The sequence below is a fragment of the Pseudomonas sp. RW409 genome (assembly GCF_003184125.1).
Classification (GTDB): Bacteria; Pseudomonadota; Gammaproteobacteria; order Pseudomonadales; family Pseudomonadaceae; genus Aquipseudomonas; species Aquipseudomonas chlororaphis_I.
Genome location: NZ_QHHP01000042.1, coordinates 690,615 through 706,271 on the forward strand (window position 1 = coordinate 690,615; position 15,657 = coordinate 706,271).

A 15,657-nucleotide genomic window follows, 5' to 3' on the forward strand; every position below is an offset into this window, starting at 1 on the left:
TGTACCCCACAGGCCAGCCGTTTTACTTGCGCAGCACCAGGTCGAGCAGGCCGTCCTGTTCCTTGATTTTCTGCAGGACGATTTCCGAGCGGATGTCAGTGACCCCGGACGTGCGGTTCAGGTGATTGACGATGAAATCCGAGAAGTGCTTGAGGTTGCGCGCCTGGACCCGCAGCACATAGTTGCTGGCGCCGGTGATCACATAGGCGGTCACCACTTCCGGCCACTGCTGGACCTTCTTGATAAAGGTCTCGTGCCAGTCCGCCACGTCCTGGCGCAGCGACACATGGACGATGGCCTCCAGCTCGATCCCCAGGCGCTCGGCGTTGAGTACCGCGCGATAGCCGCTGATGATGCCTTCGCCCTCCAGCAGGCGCAGGCGCCTCAGGCAGGCCGAGGGCGAGAGGGCGACTTTCTCCGCCAGCTCCTGGTTGCTGATACGGCCGTCCTGTTGCAGGAAGTGCAGGATTCGCAGGTCTGTCGAGTCGAGAATCATGGTTGGCATTTATCCGCGTTTTTTTAAGTTGTAGTCGAATAATCTTCGAGGCTGTGCCGCTCTCATAGCGCATTTTGCACGAAAATTCTCCAGGGCTTCGTTCATTATTTCTTCACCGCGCAGCCGCCGATGCCTCCCCGGGTGTCACGTGCGCTGTCGCACGCCATAGTGAAAACAGGACCTCCCATGACAACAAGAAACCACTGCCTGACCCTCGACGCACAGGACCCGCTGGCACCGCTGCGCCACCAGTTCGCGCTGCCCGACGGGGTGATCTATCTCGACGGCAACTCCCTCGGCGCGCGCCCGGTGGCGGCCCTGCAACGGGCGCAGCAGGTGATTGCCGAGGAGTGGGGCAATGGCCTGATCCGCAGCTGGAACACCGCCGGCTGGCGCGACCTGTCGCAGCGCCTCGGCGACCGCCTGGCCAAACTGATCGGCGCCGATGCCAACGAAGTGGTGATCACCGATACCACCTCGATCAACCTGTTCAAGGTGCTCAGCGCCGCCTTGCGCGTGCAGGCGCTCAAGGCGCCGCAGCGGCGGGTGATCGTCAGCGAGAGCAGCAACTTTCCCACTGACCTGTACATCGCCGAAGGCCTGACCGAGATGCTGCAGCAGGGTTATTCCCTGCGCCTGGTGGACAGCCCCGAGGAGCTGCCCCAGGCCATTGGCGAAGACACCGCGGTGGTCATGCTCACCCACGTCAACTACAAGACCGGCTACATGCACGACATGCCGGCGGTGACCGCGCTGACCCATGAATGCGGTGCGCTGAGCCTGTGGGATCTGGCCCACTCCGCCGGCGCGGTGCCGGTGGACCTGAAGCAGGCCGGCGCCGACTACGCCATCGGCTGCACCTACAAGTACCTCAACGGCGGCCCGGGTTCCCAGGCCTTCGCCTGGGTTTCGCCGGCGCTCTGCGACCTGGTCAAGCAGCCGCTGTCCGGCTGGTTCGGCCATGCGCGGCAGTTCGACATGGAAGCGCAATACCGGCCGAGCAGCGGCATCGCCCGCTACCTGTGCGGCACCCAGCCGATCACTTCGCTGGCCATGGTCGAGTGCGGCCTGGAGATCTTCGAACAGACCGACATGGCCAGCCTGCGCCGCAAGTCCCTGGCCCTGACCGATCTGTTCATCGAACTGGTGGAGCAGCGCTGCGCGGCCCATGGCCTGAAGCTGGTCACCCCGCGCGAACACGACAAGCGCGGCAGCCATGTCAGCTTCGAACACCCCGAAGGTTATGCGGTGATCCAGGCCCTGATCGCCCGGGGCGTGATCGGCGACTACCGCGAACCGCGGATCATGCGCTTCGGTTTCACGCCGCTGTACACCCGCTTCAGCGAAGTCTGGGACGCGGTGCAGATCCTCGGTGAAATCCTCGACGAAAAGACCTGGGCCCAGCCGCAGTTCCAGATCCGCCACAGCGTGACCTGAAACCCGCTACCTGTAGCCGCTGCCGCAGGCTGCGATCGGCGGCGCAGCCGTCGCAAATCCTGAGTCCATGGTCTGCCGGATAGACCGCGGCGCCTGGGAATGCGAGTCCTGCGGCCTCGATCGCAGGCTGCGCCAGCGGCTACAGGGTGATACCAGAACCGGCCAGGGACGGCTCGCGACACCGATCAACGCGTGCAAACAATAATAAGAGGCTGATGAACGTGACCACGACCAACAAGGGTTTTGCAGCGATTTCCAATCGTGAACAGGGCTTGCGCCGCCAGCTCACGGCCGGGCAGATGAGCATGATCGCCATCGGCGGGGCAATCGGCACCGGGCTGTTCATGGGCAGTGCCTACGCCATCGGTTACGCCGGCCCCAGCGTGCTGCTCAGCTACGCCATCGGCGCGCTGATCACCCTGCTGCTGATGGGTTGCCTGGCGGAAATGACCGTGGCCCATTCCACCTCCGGCTCCTTCGGCGCCTACGCCGAGTTCTACATCAGCCCGCTGGCCGGGTTCCTGGTGCGCTACGCCTACTGGGCGGCCATCGTCCTGGCGGTCGGCGCCGAGGTCACGGCCATCGCCATGTACATGAAGTACTGGTTCGCCCACGTGCCGGAATGGGTGTGGATCGTCTCGTTCTCCAGCGTGCTGATCCTGCTCAACGCCATCAGCGTGAAAACCTTCGGCAACTTCGAGTACTGGTTCTCCACCATCAAGATCGCCGCCATCGTCGGCTTCATCATTCTTGCGGTGTACGTGGTGTTCGGCTCCGGCAACGCCGACTACGGCCTGCACAACTACAGCGCCCACGGCGGCTTTTTCCCCAATGGCGTGCAGGGCATGTGGATCGCGGTGATCGTCTCGATCTTCAGCTACCTGAGCGTGGAGATGATCGCGGTGGCCGCCGGCGAGGCCGAGGACCCGCAGCGCGCGGTGAAAAAGGCCTTTCGCGCGACCATGGTGCGGCTGGTGGTGTTCTACCTGCTGACCCTGGCGCTGATGCTGGCCATCGTGCCCTGGGTCCAGGCCGGCAAAGCGCAGAGCCCGTTCGTCACGGTGATGCAGACCATCGGCATTCCCGGCGCCACCGGGGTGATGAACTTCGTGATCCTGATCGCCGCGCTGTCGGCGATGAACAGCCAGCTGTACATCACCACGCGCATGATGTTCAGCCTGTCCCGCGGCGGTTATGCACCGAAGTCCATGGGCGCCCTGAGCAAGTCCGGCATCCCGCTGAACGCCTTGCTGCTGTCCAGTTCCGGCATCGGCCTGGCGACCCTGATCAACGTGCTGTACCCGGAAAGCTCGTTCACCCTGATGATGGCGATCTCGATGTTCGGCGCGATCTTCACCTGGTTCATGATCTTTCTCACCCACTACTGCTTCCGCCGTTACCACCAGCGCCATGGCGAGCAGCCGCTGTCGTTCCGCATGCGCCTGTTCCCCTGGAGCACACTGCTGGGCCTGGTGCTGATGGGCGCGGTGATGATCACCACCTACTTCACCGAGGCCTTCAAGATGACCCTGGTGTTCGGCGTGCCCTTCCTGGCGATCCTGACGGCGGTCTACTTCGCCTGCTTCAGAAAACCCCGAGCCGCCGAGCTGACCCCGTCCAAGGTCTGACCCCAAACCTGTAGGAGCGAAGCTTGCTCGCGATCCGCGCAGCGGCCATCCACCGTTGTGCTTCGGCGGATGCCATCGCGAGCAATCGAGCGTCGACCGGCTGCTCCTACAGTTGCCCCAGGGTTTCTAGGAGGGCCTTGGCATAGGCGGGCAACTGCTCGAAATTCCGGGCGCACAGCAGCAACTTGCGTTGCGCCCAGGCCTCCATCAGCGGCAGCACTGTGAGCGAGGCATCCGGCCCCCGGCGTTCGACGGCGGCCCGGGGCACCACCGCCAGCCCGGCGCCCCGGGCGACCATGCGCATCGCCCCGTCGAAGCCGTCGGCGCGAATGCGGATCGGCATCCGCAGTCCCAGGTGCAAGGCCTGTTCTTCCAGGTACACGGCCAGGGCGCTGTGGGCGGCGAGGCCGACATAGTCGTGGTGCAGGCTGTCGCTGAAACTCACCGCCCGACCGTCCGCCAGCGGGTGCTGGGCGGGCAGGACCAGCACCAGCGGGTCGTCGCGAAAGGCCTGGGTCTGCAGGTCCTGGGTATCCACCGCGTCGGACACTATCCCCAGGTCCGCCGCGCCCTGGCGCAGGGCGTGGGTGATGCGCAGGCTGGGCAGTTCCTGCAGGTCGATATCCAGGTTGGGGTGGGCGCAGAGAAAGTCCGCCAGCGGCTCCGGCAGGTATTCGGTGATCGCCGTGGTGTTGCACAACAGGCGCACCTGGCCTTTGACGCCCCGGGCGTATTCGGCCAGGTCCTGGCGCAGGTGTTCGGCCTGTTGCAGCAGGCCGCGCGCATGCTGGGCCAGGGCCTTGCCGGCGGGTGTCGGGCTGACGCCACGGCGGCCGCGCTGGAGGAATTCGGTGCCCAGGGAGGCCTCCATGGCGCGGATCCGCGCACTGGCGGCGGCCAGGGACAAATGGCTGCGGCTGGCGCCGGCGGTGATATTGCCGGCGTCGAGGATGTTCAGGTACAGGCGCAGGTCGGTCAGGTCGAAGTGCATGGGGCGGGTCCCTTGAAAGCGCCGCTGCGCGGCTATCGCGGGCAAGCCTCGCTCCTACAAGGACAGTGCAATACCTGTAGGAGCGAGGCTTGCCCGCGATAGGGCCATCACAGCCACTGAAAATCTCCAGCCTCTCGCCAAGCAAGAGGCTGCCTCAGTATATGGCAGATTTTCAGCCCACCGCCGCCGGCGCAGGATAGCGCCATGAACACTTCCCTCGCGTTTTACCAGAACCTCGGTTTGCTCCTGTCCCTGCTGGTGATCGGCACCTTTGTCCTGGCCGGCATGATCAAGGGCGTGATCGGCCTCGGCCTGCCGACCATCGCCATGGGCCTGCTCGGCCTGGCTATGGCGCCGACGCAGGCTGCGGCCTTGCTGATCATTCCGGCGACCCTGACCAATGTCTGGCAACTGGCGTTTGGCGGGCATTTGCGAGGCTTGCTCAAGCGCTTGTGGCCGATGCTGCTGGCGATCTTTATCGGCACCGGCCTGGGCAGCCTGTGGCTGGGGATCGACGGTGGGCGCTGGGTGGTGCGGGCGCTGGGGGCGGCGTTATTGCTCTATGCCCTGAGCGGCTTGCTGCTGCCGACCCTGCGGCTGCGGCCGCGAATGGAAGCCTGGCTGGGCCCGGCCTGTGGCCTGGTGACGGGCGTCATCACCTCGGCCACCGGGGTGTTCGTGATTCCGGCGGTGCCTTATCTGCAGGCGCTGGGGCTGCACAAGGACGAACTGGTGCAGGCCCTGGGGCTGTCGTTCACCGTTTCGACCCTGGCCCTGGCGGCCGGCCTGTACTGGCGCGGCGCCCTGGGCGGCGGCGAACTCAGCGCCTCGCTGCTGGCGCTGATCCCGGCGTTACTCGGCATGTGGTTGGGCCAGGTGCTGCGCCAGCGCATCAGTGCCGTGCTGTTCAAACGGGTGTTTTTCAGCGGCCTGGGCCTGCTTGGTGCTCACCTGCTGATCAGCGGCTAGCGGACGACGGGCTGAGCATGTCGATGCGGCGGATATCGAAGTCGCGTTCCAGGTAATCCATGCGCTTGTCGAAGAACGCCTTCATGTGCGGCAGGTTGGCGTGCACGTCCAGGTGCGCCTGGGATTCCCAGATCTCGTAGAAGATGAACAGGCTCGGGTCCTGCTGGTCGCGCAGCATGTGGTACTCGATGCAGCCGGGCTCGGCGCGGCTTGGCTCGACATAGGCGCGAAACAGCGCTTCGAAGGCCTCGGACATTTCCGGGCGGGTCTTGGCGTGGAGGATAAAGCCGTGCTGTTCGGACATGGGGCGGTTCCTGGGTAAGGGAGTTTTAAAAATTCTACGACACGAATCCGCCGTCTATTCGTGCGTATTGGTCAAATGTTTTTTGCCTGGATCGCGCTTATTCATATCGTCTTTCAACGATATTCTCCGCCCCATCGTTTTTAATCTTCTCGACCCGGCCCTGCAGCGCAGCGCCAAAGGGTTGTCCCTGATGAGGCTGGATCATGAAAAAAGTACTGTTGCTCAACGGTGGCAAGAAGTTCGCCCACTCCGATGGCCGCTACAACGCGACCCTGCATGAAGCCGCCGTGTCGGTGCTGGACCGTGGCGGCGTGGACGTCAAAGTCACCCACATCGACGAGGGCTACGACATCAAGGAAGAAGTGGCCAAGTTCCTCTGGGCCGACGTGATCGTCTACCAGATGCCGGGCTGGTGGATGGGCGCGCCCTGGATCGTGAAAAAGTACATCGACGAAGTCTTCACCGAGGGCCACGGCAGCCTCTACGCCAGCGACGGCCGCACCCGCTCCGACGCCTCGCAGAAATACGGCAGCGGCGGCCTGATCCACGACAAGCAGTACATGCTGTCGCTGACCTGGAACGCGCCGCAGCAAGCCTTCGACGACCCGACCGACTTCTTCGAAGCCAAGGGCGTGGACGCGGTGTACTTCCCGTTCCACAAGGCCAACCAGTTCCTCGGCATGCGCGGCCTGCCGACCTTCCTCTGCGTCGACGTGATGAAGCGGCCGAACATCGAAGCCGATGTGCAGCGCTACGAAGAACACCTCAAGGCGGTGTTCAACCTCCCCGCGTAAATCCGGCTACTATCGGTGTCGTGCCGCGAGCCCGATGCGGAACCTGTAGCCGCTGCCGCAGGCTGCGATCGCCACCGAAGGGGGCGCAAGGTCGTGAGATCGCTGAAGGCCTTCGGCCTTATCGCAGCCTGCGGCAGCGGCTACAGGGCGCCCAACCGAGATAGAGGACTTACGTGAAAGCCAGATCCGACGAACTCCAGATCTTCGTCTGCGTCATCGAATGCGGTTCGATTTCCGCGGCGGCCGAGCAGGTCGGGCAGACGCCGTCGGCGGTCAGCCGCACCCTGTCGCGCCTGGAAGCCAAGCTCGATACCACGCTGATCAACCGCACCACGCGGCGCATGGACCTGACCGAAGAGGGCAAGTACTTCTTCGAGCAGGCCAAGCTGATCCTCGACCAGATGGACGAACTCGAAGAACGCCTGTCGTCCCGCCAGCAGACCCCATCCGGGCGCCTGCGGATCAACGCCGCTTCGCCGTTCATGCTGCACGCCATCGTGCCCTACATCGCCGAGTTCCGTAGCCTGTACCCGGACATCCAGCTGGAGCTCAACAGCAACGACCTGATCATCGACCTGCTGGAACAGAGCACCGATATCGCGATCCGCATCGGCACCCTGGCGGACTCGACCCTGCATGCGCGCTCGCTCGGTTGCAGCCCGCTGCATATCCTCGCCAGCCCCGCCTACCTGAAGCAGCACGGCACACCCGGCACCGTGGCCGAGCTGAGCGAACATACCTTGCTGGGTTTCACCCAGACCGAAACCCTCAACCACTGGCCGTTGCGCCATGTGCACGGCGACCGCTGGCCGATCCAGCCGGGCATCAGCGCCTCCAGCGGTGAGACGGTGCGCCACCTGGCGCTGGAAGGGCAGGGCATTGCCTGCCTGTCGCACTTCATGACCATCGACGACATCCGCGCCGGGCGCCTCACGCCGATCCTCTCGGAGTTCAACAGCGGCTATCGCCAGCCGATCAACGCCGTCTACTACCGCAACTCGCAGCTGGCTCTGCGCATCCAGTGCTTCCTCGACTTTATCCAGGGCAAGCTGGCCGATTACGCCAACCCGCTGTTCGAAGGCTGAGGCCTTTCTGCTGTAGGAGGAGCCGGCTTGCCTTGCACCGCCCGGGCAGATGCCATCGCTGGCAAGCCAGCTCCTGCAGCGATCAATTCCCGTGGGAAGGCTGATCCCTGATTCGTGATCCCTGCGCAAGAGTGATTTGGGCCAGCCTGCCTGTTTCGGCAGGAGTCGCCCGCCGATACTGGCGCCATCACTTATCCACCCAGGGAGTTTCTCCATGAATGTATTCGTTACCGGCGCCGCGGGTTTTATCGGCGGCTCCATCGCCACCGGCCTGGTCCAGGCTGGCCATCAAGTCACCGGCCTGGTGCGCAGCGCCGAACAGGCCGCCGAACTCACTGCCCTGGGCATCAAGCCGGTGCTCGGCAGCCTGGACGACAGCGCCGTGCTGACCGAACAGGCGCGTGCCGCCGACGCGGTGATCAACGCCGCCAGCAGCGACCATCGTGGCGCGGTGGAAGTCCTGATCGCGGCCCTCAAGGGCTCCAATAAAGTCTTCCTGCACACCAGCGGTTCGAGCATTGTCGGCGACGCTTCGGGCGGCAAGGTCAGCGAAGTCGTCTATCAGGAAAACAACCTGCCAGAGCCCACCGTCGACAAGGCCGCGCGCGTGGCCATCGACAACCTGGTGCTGGCCGCGGCCAGGGACGGGGTCAACTCGGCGGTGCTCTGCAATACCCTGATCTACGGCCACAGCCTCGGGGTGAAACGCGACAGCGTGCAGCTGCCGCGGCTGCTCAAGCAGGCGCGCAACAGTGGCGTGGTGCGGCATGTCGGTCCGGGGCAGAACATCTGGTCCAACGTGCATATCGAAGACGTGGTGGCGCTGTACCTGCTGGCGCTGACCCGCAACATCCCGGGCACCTTCTACTTCGTCGAAAGCGGTGAAGCCTCGTTCATCGACATGACCACCGCCATGGCCCAGGCCCTGCACCTCGGCGCGCCGCAGGACTGGCCGCTGGCCGACGCCGAAGCCGAGTGGGGCTATGAAATGGCCAACTACGGCCTGGGCTCCAACAGCCGCGTGCGCGGCAAGAACGCCCGCGAACGGCTGGGTTGGGTACCGCGGCGCACCTCGGTGCTGGAGTGGATTCGCCACGAGATGGTCTGACTCGCTATCCCTGTAGCCGCTGTCGAGCGCCAGCGAGGCTGCGCTCGGCGGCGTAGCCGTCGTAAACCGGCTGGCGCGTTTTTCCAGGCAGTTCGCGGATTCAGGTTTTGCGGCAACGGCGTTGCCGATCGCAGCCTCGCAGGCTCGGCAGCGGCTACACGGGCAGCGTGATCCTGTAGCCGCTGCTGCAGGCTCGGGCCGCGTTCGGACGATCGACCGGTACGGTCGTGACGACCTCAAGCGCGGCACCGTAGCCACCGTCACTCCTCCCCTCGCCAGACGGCCGCTTCAAGCGGCCGTTTTTATTTGCCGATTGCTCCGCCCCCGATCTTGCCCCTATCGTTCGACCTGCCAAAAAACAATAAAAGGACGGACCTTATGCGCATTGTTCTGTTTAAGACCCTGGCTCTGACAGCGGCCATCGCCGCCAGCTCGCCGGCCTTCGCCGCGTTGCTGGAAGGTGGCGCGGTCGCCGCGCCGAACCAGTATGGCGCCGACGTCGCGGCGCAGATTCTCAAGAAGGGCGGCAACGCGGTGGATGCCGCGGTCGCCACCGCCTTCACCCTGGCGGTGACCTACCCCGAGGCTGGCAACATTGGTGGCGGCGGTTTCATGACCCTGTTCATCGACGGCAAACCCTACTTCCTCGACTACCGCGAAACCGCGCCCAAGGCCGCGACCCGCGACATGTACCTGAACGAAAAAGGCGAGGTCATCGAGAACCTCAGCCTGGTCGGCGCGCGCGCCGCGGGGGTGCCGGGCACGGTGATGGGCCTGTGGGAGGCGCACAAGAAGTTCGGCAAGCTGCCCTGGAGCGAGCTGATCACCCCGGCGGTGGGCTATGCGAAAAACGGCTTCAAGGTCGCCGACAAGCAGTATCAGTATCGCGAGGATGCGCTGAAGCTGTTCAAGGACAGCACCAACTTCGGCGACTATTTCGGCAGCATGAAATCCGGCGAAACCTTCCGCCAGCCAGAGCTGGCCGCGACCCTGGAGCGCATCGCCGACCAGGGCGTCAAGGAATTCTACGAAGGCAAGACCGCCGACCTGCTGGTGGCGCAGATGCAGGCCGACAAAGGCCTGATCACCAAGCAGGACCTGCAGGACTACAAGGTCGCCTGGCGTGAGCCGCTGCAGGTCAACTGGCGCGGCAACACCCTGTACACCGCGCCGCCGCCCAGCTCCGGCGGTGTGGCCCTGGCGCAGCTGATGACCATCAAGGAAGAGCGCACGGCGGACTTCAAGGGCGTCGAGCTGAACTCGGCCAAGTACATCCACCTGCTGGCGGAAATCGAAAAGCGCGTGTTCGCCGACCGCGCCGATTACCTCGGCGACCCGGCGTTCTCCGAGGTGCCGGTCAAGCAACTGATCGACCTGGCCTACCTGAAAAAACGCGCCGCCGAGATCAACCCGACAGCCATCTCGCCCACCGAAAAAGTCCGCCCGGGCCTGGAGCGGCACCAGACCACCCACTTCTCCATCGTCGATGCCGATGGCAACGCGGTGAGCAATACCTACACCCTCAACTGGGACTACGGCAGCGGCGTGGTGGTCAAGGGCGCGGGGTTCCTGCTCAACGACGAAATGGACGACTTCAGCGCCAAGCCCGGGGTGGCCAACGCCTTTGGCGTGGTCGGCGGCGATGCCAACGCCATCGCGCCGGGCAAGCGCATGCTGTCCTCCATGAGCCCGAGCCTGGTGACCCGCGACGGCAAGGTCACCCTGGTGCTGGGCACGCCAGGCGGGTCGCGGATCTTCACCTCGATCTTCCAGGTGCTGAACAACCTCTACGACTTCAACCTGCCGCTGGAAAAAGCCGTGGCCGCGCAGCGCGTGCATCACCAGTTGCTGCCCAAGGACACCATCTACTACGACGCCTACGCACCGCTCAGCGGCAAGGTCGCCGACGAGCTGAAAGCCATGGGCTACACCCTGGAAGACCAGGGCTGGGAGATGGGCGATATCCAGGCGATCCGGGTCACCGGCAGCCAGCTGGAAACGGCCTCCGACCCACGTGGGCGTGGCGTGGGCAAAGTCGTCAAATAACCTGCCTTTGTAGGAGCGAAGCTTGCTCGCGATTGGGCCACCGCGGTGAGTCAGGGACGACGCTATCGCGGGCAAGCCTCGCTCCTACAATGGGTCAGCCGTATCACCCCCGGGACGAGCAAGCTTCTGTAGGAGCGAAGCTTGCTCGCGATTGGGGCCACGCGGTGGGTCAGATACGACGCCATCGCGGGCAAGCCTCGCTCCTACAGAACCGCACTCAACCTTCACCTGTCCCCCCAGAAGCTCTATCTCTTCCGCTACGGCGGATGAAAATACCCCTCGTCGATTTTCATTATTCGCGACACGACTTGTCTGTCCGCGACAAAGCTTGTCTCTATACGAAAGTTACTTTCATGCGGTTTGAAAAACCGGTCACGAAATGATTTATGAGTTTCACAAGCATTCGACGTGACCCTTTTTCGAGGAGTACCGCATGACACCTGCATCGGGCTACTGGCTGCTGGGCTATGCCGCCATCGCCATCATCGCGCTGATCGTCCTGATCGCGCGTTACCGGATCAATCCGTTCATTGTCATCACCCTGGTCTCGGTGGGCCTGGCGCTGACGGCCGGGATGCCGCCGTCGGGGGTGATCGGGGCCTACGAGGCGGGTGTCGGCAAGACCCTGGGGCACATCGCCCTGGTGGTGGCCCTGGGCACCATGCTCGGCAAGATGATGGCCGAGTCCGGTGGCGCGGAGCAGGTGGCGCGGACCCTGATCGACCGTTTCGGCGAGCGCAACGCGCACTGGGCGATGGTCTGCATCGCCTTCCTGGTGGGCCTGCCGCTGTTCTTCGAGGTCGGTTTCGTGTTGTTGGTGCCGATCGCCTTCACCGTGGCGAAGCGTGTCGGCGTGTCGATCCTGATGGTCGGCCTGCCGATGGTCGCCGGCCTGTCGGTGGTGCATGCCCTGGTGCCGCCGCACCCGGCGGCGATGCTGGCGGTGCAGGCCTATCAGGCGTCGGTGGGGCAGACCCTGCTGTACGCGATCCTGATCGGCATTCCCACGGCGATCATCGCCGGCCCCGTGTACGCCAAATTCATCGTGCCGCGTATCCAGCTGCCGGCGGAGAACCCGCTGGCGCGTCAGTTCCTCGACCGTGAGCCACGCACCCGCCTGCCCAGTTTTGCGATCACCATGGCCACCATTCTGTTGCCGGTGGTGCTGATGCTGATCGGCGGCTGGGCCAACCTGATTTCCACCCCGGGCAGCGGCCTCAACCAGTTCCTGCTGTTTATCGGCAACTCGGTGATCGCCCTGTTGCTGGCGACCCTGCTGAGCTTCTGGACCCTCGGCCTGGCCCAGGGCTTCAACCGCGAATCGATCCTCAGGTTCACCAACGAATGCCTGGCGCCGACCGCCAGTATCACCCTGCTGGTGGGCGCCGGTGGCGGCCTGAACCGGATCCTGGTAGACGCCGGGGTCACCGACCAGATTGTCGGCCTGGCCCATGAATTCCATTTGTCGCCGCTGCTGATGGGCTGGCTGTTCGCCGCGCTGATGCGCATCGCCACCGGTTCGGCCACCGTGGCCATGACCACCGCCTCGGGCGTGGTGGCGCCGGTGGCCATCGGCCTGGGTTATCCCCACCCGGAACTGCTGGTGCTGGCCACCGGCGCCGGCTCGGTGATCTTCTCCCACGTCAACGACGGCGGCTTTTGGCTGATCAAGGAATACTTCAATATGACCGTGACCCAGACCTTCAAGACCTGGACGGTGCTGGAGACCCTGATCTCGGTGGTCGCCTTCGCCCTGACCGTCGGTCTTGCCCAACTGCTTTGAACCCAGGTGCCGTCCATGGACATCCTCTACCAGATCCGTTCCCGCCAGGATTCCTTCAGCGCCGGCGAGGGCCGCATCGCCCGCTTGATGCTGGATGACGTCGGTTTCGCCGCCTCGGCCAGCCTGGAAGAGCTGGCGCAGCAGGCGGAAGTCAGCGCCGCCACCCTGTCGCGTTTTGCCCGCAGCGTGGGCTGTCGCGACCTGCGCGACCTGCGCCTGCAACTGGCCCAGGCCAGTGGGGTCGGCAGCCGTTTTCTCGACCCGGCGGACGCGCCGGAGCAGTCGGGCTTCTACCGGCAGATCGTCGGTGATATCGAGTCGACCCTGCACCAGCATCTGGCGGGGTTCGACGAGTCGCGTTTTCGCGACGCGGTGCGCTTGCTGGGCAAGGCGCAGATGATTCACGCCTTCGGCATGGGCGGCTGTTCCACCCTGTGCAGCGACGAATTGCAGGTGCGCCTGGTGCGCCTCGGCTACCCCATCGCCGCCTGCCACGACCCGGTGATGATGCGCGTGACCGCCGCGGCGTTGGGCCCGCAACATGCGCTGATCGCCTGCTCCCTGACCGGCATCACCCCCGAATTGCTGGAGACCGTCGAACTGGCCCGCAGCTACGGCGCCAGCGTGCTCGCCATCACCCTGGCCGACTCGCCGCTGGCGCAGCTGGCGGACGTGCTGCTGCCGCTGCAAAGCGCCGAGACCTCCTTCATCTACAAACCCACGGCCGCGCGCTACGGCATGCTGCTGGCCATCGATGTACTGGCCACCGAGCTGGCGCTGGCCCTGCCCGAAGACAACCAGGAACGCCTGCGCCGGATCAAACTGGCCCTGGACGATTACCGCGGCGGCGACGATTGCCTGCCGCTGGGAGACTGACATGCTTTACGACACCCTGATCCGCAACGCCCTGGTGATCGACGGCAGCGACCGCCCGGCTTACCCCGCCGATGTCGCCCTGCTCGATGGCCGCATCGCCCGCATCGGCGACCTGCAAGGCGCCCGCGCCACTGAAGAAATCGACGCCGCCGGGCAGGTGCTGGCCCCCGGCTTTATCGATGTGCACACCCACGACGACACCGTGGTGATCCGCCAGCCGCAGATGCTGCCCAAGCTCAGCCAGGGCGTGACCACGGTGATCGTCGGCAACTGCGGCATCAGTGCCTCGCCGGTGAGTCTGCGCGCCGACCCACCCGACCCGATGAACCTGCTGGGCAGCCAGGCGGCCTTCGTCTACCCGCGTTTTCGCGACTACCGCGACGCGGTGGACGCCGCGCAACCGGCGGTCAACGTGGCGGCGCTGATCGGCCACACGGCGCTGCGCAGCAACCACCTGGACGACCTGTATCGCACCGCCACGGCGGATGAAATCGCCGCCATGCGCGAGCAACTGAGGGCCAGCCTGGAAGACGGTGCCCTGGGCTTATCCACCGGCCTGGCCTACGCCAGCGCCTTCTCGGCCGAGACCGACGAGGTGCTGCAACTGGCCGAGGAACTGAGCGCCTTCGGTGCGGTGTACACCACCCACCTGCGCAGTGAATTCGAGCCGGTGCTGGAGGCCATGGGCGAGGCGTTCCTGATTGGCCGCCACGCCAAGGCGCCGGTGATCATTTCCCACCTCAAATGCGCGGGGGCGGGTAACTGGGGGCGCAGTCCACAGTTGCTGGCGTCCCTGGAACAGGCGGCGAAAGACCATCCAGTGGGCTGCGATTGCTATCCCTACGCGGCCAGTTCCTCGACCCTCGACCTCAAGCAGGTCACCGATGCTTTTCGCATCACCATCACCTGGTCCACCCCGCACCCGGAACTGGGCGGCCGCGACCTGATGGACATCGCCGCCGAGTGGGGCACGACCCTGCTGGACGCCGCACGGCGCCTGCAACCGGCCGGCGCGGTGTACTACGGCATGGATGAGGCCGATGTGCGGCGCATCCTTTCCCACCCCTTGTCGATGATCGGTTCCGACGGCCTGCCGGAAGACCCGTTCCCCCATCCACGGTTGTGGGGCGCCTTCCCGCGGGTGCTCGGGCACTTCAGCCGCGACCTCGGCCTGTTCCCGCTGCACACCGCGGTGCACAAGATGACCGGCCTGTCGGCGGCGCGTTTCGGCCTCAAGCAGCGCGGCGAAATCCGCGAAGGGTATTGGGCCGACCTGGTGCTGTTCGACCCGGCGCGGGTCCGCGATGTCGCCGACTTCAAAAGCCCGCAACAGGCCGCCGAGGGTATCGAGAGCGTGTGGGTCAACGGCGTGCGCAGCTATGCCGAAGGCCAGGCCAATGGCCGCAGGCAAGGGCGCTTCCTGGCGCGGGAAGGGGATTTGCGCGAAGGGTTCAACGGCTGAAGGTGCGCGGCGCCGAATAGGTGAACGCCGTCACAGTGATGGCCTGATGATATTAAAGAAAGCCTTGGCCTAGCCGAAGTGCTGACATCCACCTGCTATACCGTGGACATCTTTCATCAGGGAGTCGCGCAATGAGCTTTGGCAAAACCACCCCCATCCTGCGGATCTTCGACGAGGCCAAGGCGCGGGAGTTTTATATCGACTTCCTGGGCTTCACGCTCGACTGGCAGCACCGCTTCGAAGACAACTTCCCGCTGTATATGCAGGTGTCGCGCGGGGAGTGCGTGCTGCACCTGTCGGAGCACCACGGCGACAGCACGCCGGGCTCCGCGTTACGCATCGAGACCGACGAGCTGGAAGCCTTCCAGCAGCAGTTGCTGGCCAAGGATTACCGCTTCGCCCACCCGCAGATCCAGGCCATGCCCTGGGGTAGCCAGGACATGACAGTGCTCGATCCGTTCGGTAACCGGCTGGTGTTCACTAACGCCATCTGCGTCTGACCTGCGCCCTGCATCCTGCATCTTGTAGCCGCTGCCGAAATTCCCCCGGCGTCATCCCGGTCCGGCCCTTGAACGTGCGGTGAAACGAGCGTGGTTCGGTAAAGCCCAGGTAATAGGAAATGTCCTGGATCGGCAGGTCGCTGTGCAGCAGGTAATGCTCGGCCAGTTCCTGGCGCAG

The 15,657-nt window shown here is 64.7% G+C and carries 15 protein-coding genes; 11 read left to right on the top strand and 4 right to left on the bottom strand.

From position 1 onward, the window contains the following. Window positions 1-22: 22 nt before the first annotated feature. The gene (locus DK261_RS30170) at window positions 23-496 is read right to left on the bottom strand and encodes an Lrp/AsnC family transcriptional regulator (protein ID WP_009046863.1); all 474 of its coding nucleotides are present in this window, start codon (window positions 494-496) and stop codon (window positions 23-25) included. 186 nt (window positions 497-682) lie between these two features. On the opposite strand from DK261_RS30170, the gene kynU reads away from it, so the two are divergent. Next, on the top strand, window positions 683-1,933 hold the full coding sequence (gene kynU, locus DK261_RS30175; RefSeq protein ID WP_110177264.1) for a kynureninase: 1,251 nt from the start codon (window positions 683-685) through the stop codon (window positions 1,931-1,933). 215 nt (window positions 1,934-2,148) lie between these two features. Continuing rightward, window positions 2,149-3,561 carry an amino acid permease gene (locus tag DK261_RS30180; protein ID WP_162473254.1) on the top strand — a complete coding sequence of 471 codons (1,413 nt, stop codon included), beginning with the start codon at window positions 2,149-2,151 and terminating at the stop codon, window positions 3,559-3,561. 106 nt (window positions 3,562-3,667) lie between these two features. Here DK261_RS30180 and DK261_RS30185 read toward each other — a convergent pair whose 3' ends face one another. Next, on the bottom strand, window positions 3,668-4,552 hold the full coding sequence (locus tag DK261_RS30185; RefSeq protein WP_110177266.1) for a LysR substrate-binding domain-containing protein: 885 nt from the start codon (window positions 4,550-4,552) through the stop codon (window positions 3,668-3,670). A gap of 204 nt (window positions 4,553-4,756) precedes the next feature. Between DK261_RS30185 and DK261_RS30190 the strand changes: the two genes are divergently transcribed. Then, window positions 4,757-5,521 carry a sulfite exporter TauE/SafE family protein gene (locus DK261_RS30190; RefSeq protein WP_101281772.1) on the top strand — a complete coding sequence of 255 codons (765 nt, stop codon included), beginning with the start codon at window positions 4,757-4,759 and terminating at the stop codon, window positions 5,519-5,521. Here DK261_RS30190 and DK261_RS30195 read toward each other — a convergent pair. After that, on the bottom strand, window positions 5,511-5,825 hold the full coding sequence (locus DK261_RS30195; RefSeq protein WP_009046868.1) for a putative quinol monooxygenase: 315 nt from the start codon (window positions 5,823-5,825) through the stop codon (window positions 5,511-5,513). The two genes, DK261_RS30190 and DK261_RS30195, sit on opposite strands and share 11 nt — an antisense overlap. 203 nt (window positions 5,826-6,028) lie before the next feature. On the opposite strand from DK261_RS30195, the gene DK261_RS30200 reads away from it, so the two are divergent. The 8 genes from DK261_RS30200 (at window position 6,029) to DK261_RS30235 (ending at window position 15,479) form a co-directional block, all read left to right on the top strand. Further along, the gene (locus tag DK261_RS30200) at window positions 6,029-6,619 is read left to right on the top strand and encodes an NAD(P)H-dependent oxidoreductase (protein ID WP_009046869.1); all 591 of its coding nucleotides are present in this window, start codon (window positions 6,029-6,031) and stop codon (window positions 6,617-6,619) included. A gap of 173 nt (window positions 6,620-6,792) precedes the next feature. Continuing rightward, entirely contained in the window at window positions 6,793-7,704 is a 912-nt protein-coding gene (locus DK261_RS30205; protein ID WP_028681613.1) for a LysR family transcriptional regulator, read from the top strand. Between the two features lie 214 nt (window positions 7,705-7,918). Then, window positions 7,919-8,812: an NAD-dependent epimerase/dehydratase family protein gene (locus tag DK261_RS30210; RefSeq protein ID WP_009046871.1), complete on the top strand. Its 894-nt coding sequence runs from the start codon at window positions 7,919-7,921 to the stop codon at window positions 8,810-8,812. 378 nt (window positions 8,813-9,190) lie between these two features. Beyond that, on the top strand, window positions 9,191-10,858 hold the full coding sequence (ggt, locus tag DK261_RS30215; RefSeq protein WP_110177268.1) for a gamma-glutamyltransferase: 1,668 nt from the start codon (window positions 9,191-9,193) through the stop codon (window positions 10,856-10,858). Between the two features lie 433 nt (window positions 10,859-11,291). Beyond that, on the top strand, window positions 11,292-12,641 hold the full coding sequence (locus DK261_RS30220; RefSeq protein ID WP_110177271.1) for a gluconate:H+ symporter: 1,350 nt from the start codon (window positions 11,292-11,294) through the stop codon (window positions 12,639-12,641). Window positions 12,642-12,656: 15 nt separating this feature from the next. Then, window positions 12,657-13,517: a MurR/RpiR family transcriptional regulator gene (locus DK261_RS30225; protein WP_016704176.1), complete on the top strand. Its 861-nt coding sequence runs from the start codon at window positions 12,657-12,659 to the stop codon at window positions 13,515-13,517. A gap of 1 nt (window position 13,518) precedes the next feature. After that, window positions 13,519-14,979, top strand: coding sequence for an amidohydrolase family protein (locus tag DK261_RS30230; protein ID WP_110177273.1), 1,461 nt, complete (start codon window positions 13,519-13,521; stop codon window positions 14,977-14,979). Between the two features lie 131 nt (window positions 14,980-15,110). After that, a complete protein-coding gene (locus DK261_RS30235; RefSeq protein ID WP_009046877.1) occupies window positions 15,111-15,479 on the top strand; it encodes a glyoxalase superfamily protein in 369 nt (122 codons plus the stop codon). On the opposite strand, the gene DK261_RS30240 is transcribed toward DK261_RS30235, so the two are convergent. Beyond that, a partial coding sequence (locus DK261_RS30240; protein WP_146218565.1) for a helix-turn-helix domain-containing protein occupies window positions 15,460-15,657 on the bottom strand: 198 nt, incomplete at its 5' end. The genes DK261_RS30235 and DK261_RS30240 overlap by 20 nt on opposite strands.

What these genes read in the sequence shown, in the direction of transcription:
- DK261_RS30190 (WP_101281772.1), top strand. Translation starts at nt 4,757, where the DNA reads ATGAACACTTCCCTCGCGTTTTACCAGAACCTCGGTTTGCTCCTGTCC.
- DK261_RS30180 (WP_162473254.1), top strand. Translation starts at nt 2,149, where the DNA reads ATGAACGTGACCACGACCAACAAGGGTTTTGCAGCGATTTCCAATCGT.
- kynU (WP_110177264.1), top strand. Translation starts at nt 683, where the DNA reads ATGACAACAAGAAACCACTGCCTGACCCTCGACGCACAGGACCCGCTG.
- ggt (WP_110177268.1), top strand. Translation starts at nt 9,191, where the DNA reads ATGCGCATTGTTCTGTTTAAGACCCTGGCTCTGACAGCGGCCATCGCC.
- DK261_RS30210 (WP_009046871.1), top strand. Translation starts at nt 7,919, where the DNA reads ATGAATGTATTCGTTACCGGCGCCGCGGGTTTTATCGGCGGCTCCATC.
- DK261_RS30235 (WP_009046877.1), top strand. Translation starts at nt 15,111, where the DNA reads ATGAGCTTTGGCAAAACCACCCCCATCCTGCGGATCTTCGACGAGGCC.
- DK261_RS30185 (WP_110177266.1), bottom strand. Translation starts at nt 4,552, where the DNA reads ATGCACTTCGACCTGACCGACCTGCGCCTGTACCTGAACATCCTCGAC.
- DK261_RS30220 (WP_110177271.1), top strand. Translation starts at nt 11,292, where the DNA reads ATGACACCTGCATCGGGCTACTGGCTGCTGGGCTATGCCGCCATCGCC.
- DK261_RS30230 (WP_110177273.1), top strand. Translation starts at nt 13,519, where the DNA reads ATGCTTTACGACACCCTGATCCGCAACGCCCTGGTGATCGACGGCAGC.
- DK261_RS30225 (WP_016704176.1), top strand. Translation starts at nt 12,657, where the DNA reads ATGGACATCCTCTACCAGATCCGTTCCCGCCAGGATTCCTTCAGCGCC.
- DK261_RS30195 (WP_009046868.1), bottom strand. Translation starts at nt 5,825, where the DNA reads ATGTCCGAACAGCACGGCTTTATCCTCCACGCCAAGACCCGCCCGGAA.
- DK261_RS30200 (WP_009046869.1), top strand. Translation starts at nt 6,029, where the DNA reads ATGAAAAAAGTACTGTTGCTCAACGGTGGCAAGAAGTTCGCCCACTCC.
- DK261_RS30170 (WP_009046863.1), bottom strand. Translation starts at nt 496, where the DNA reads ATGATTCTCGACTCGACAGACCTGCGAATCCTGCACTTCCTGCAACAG.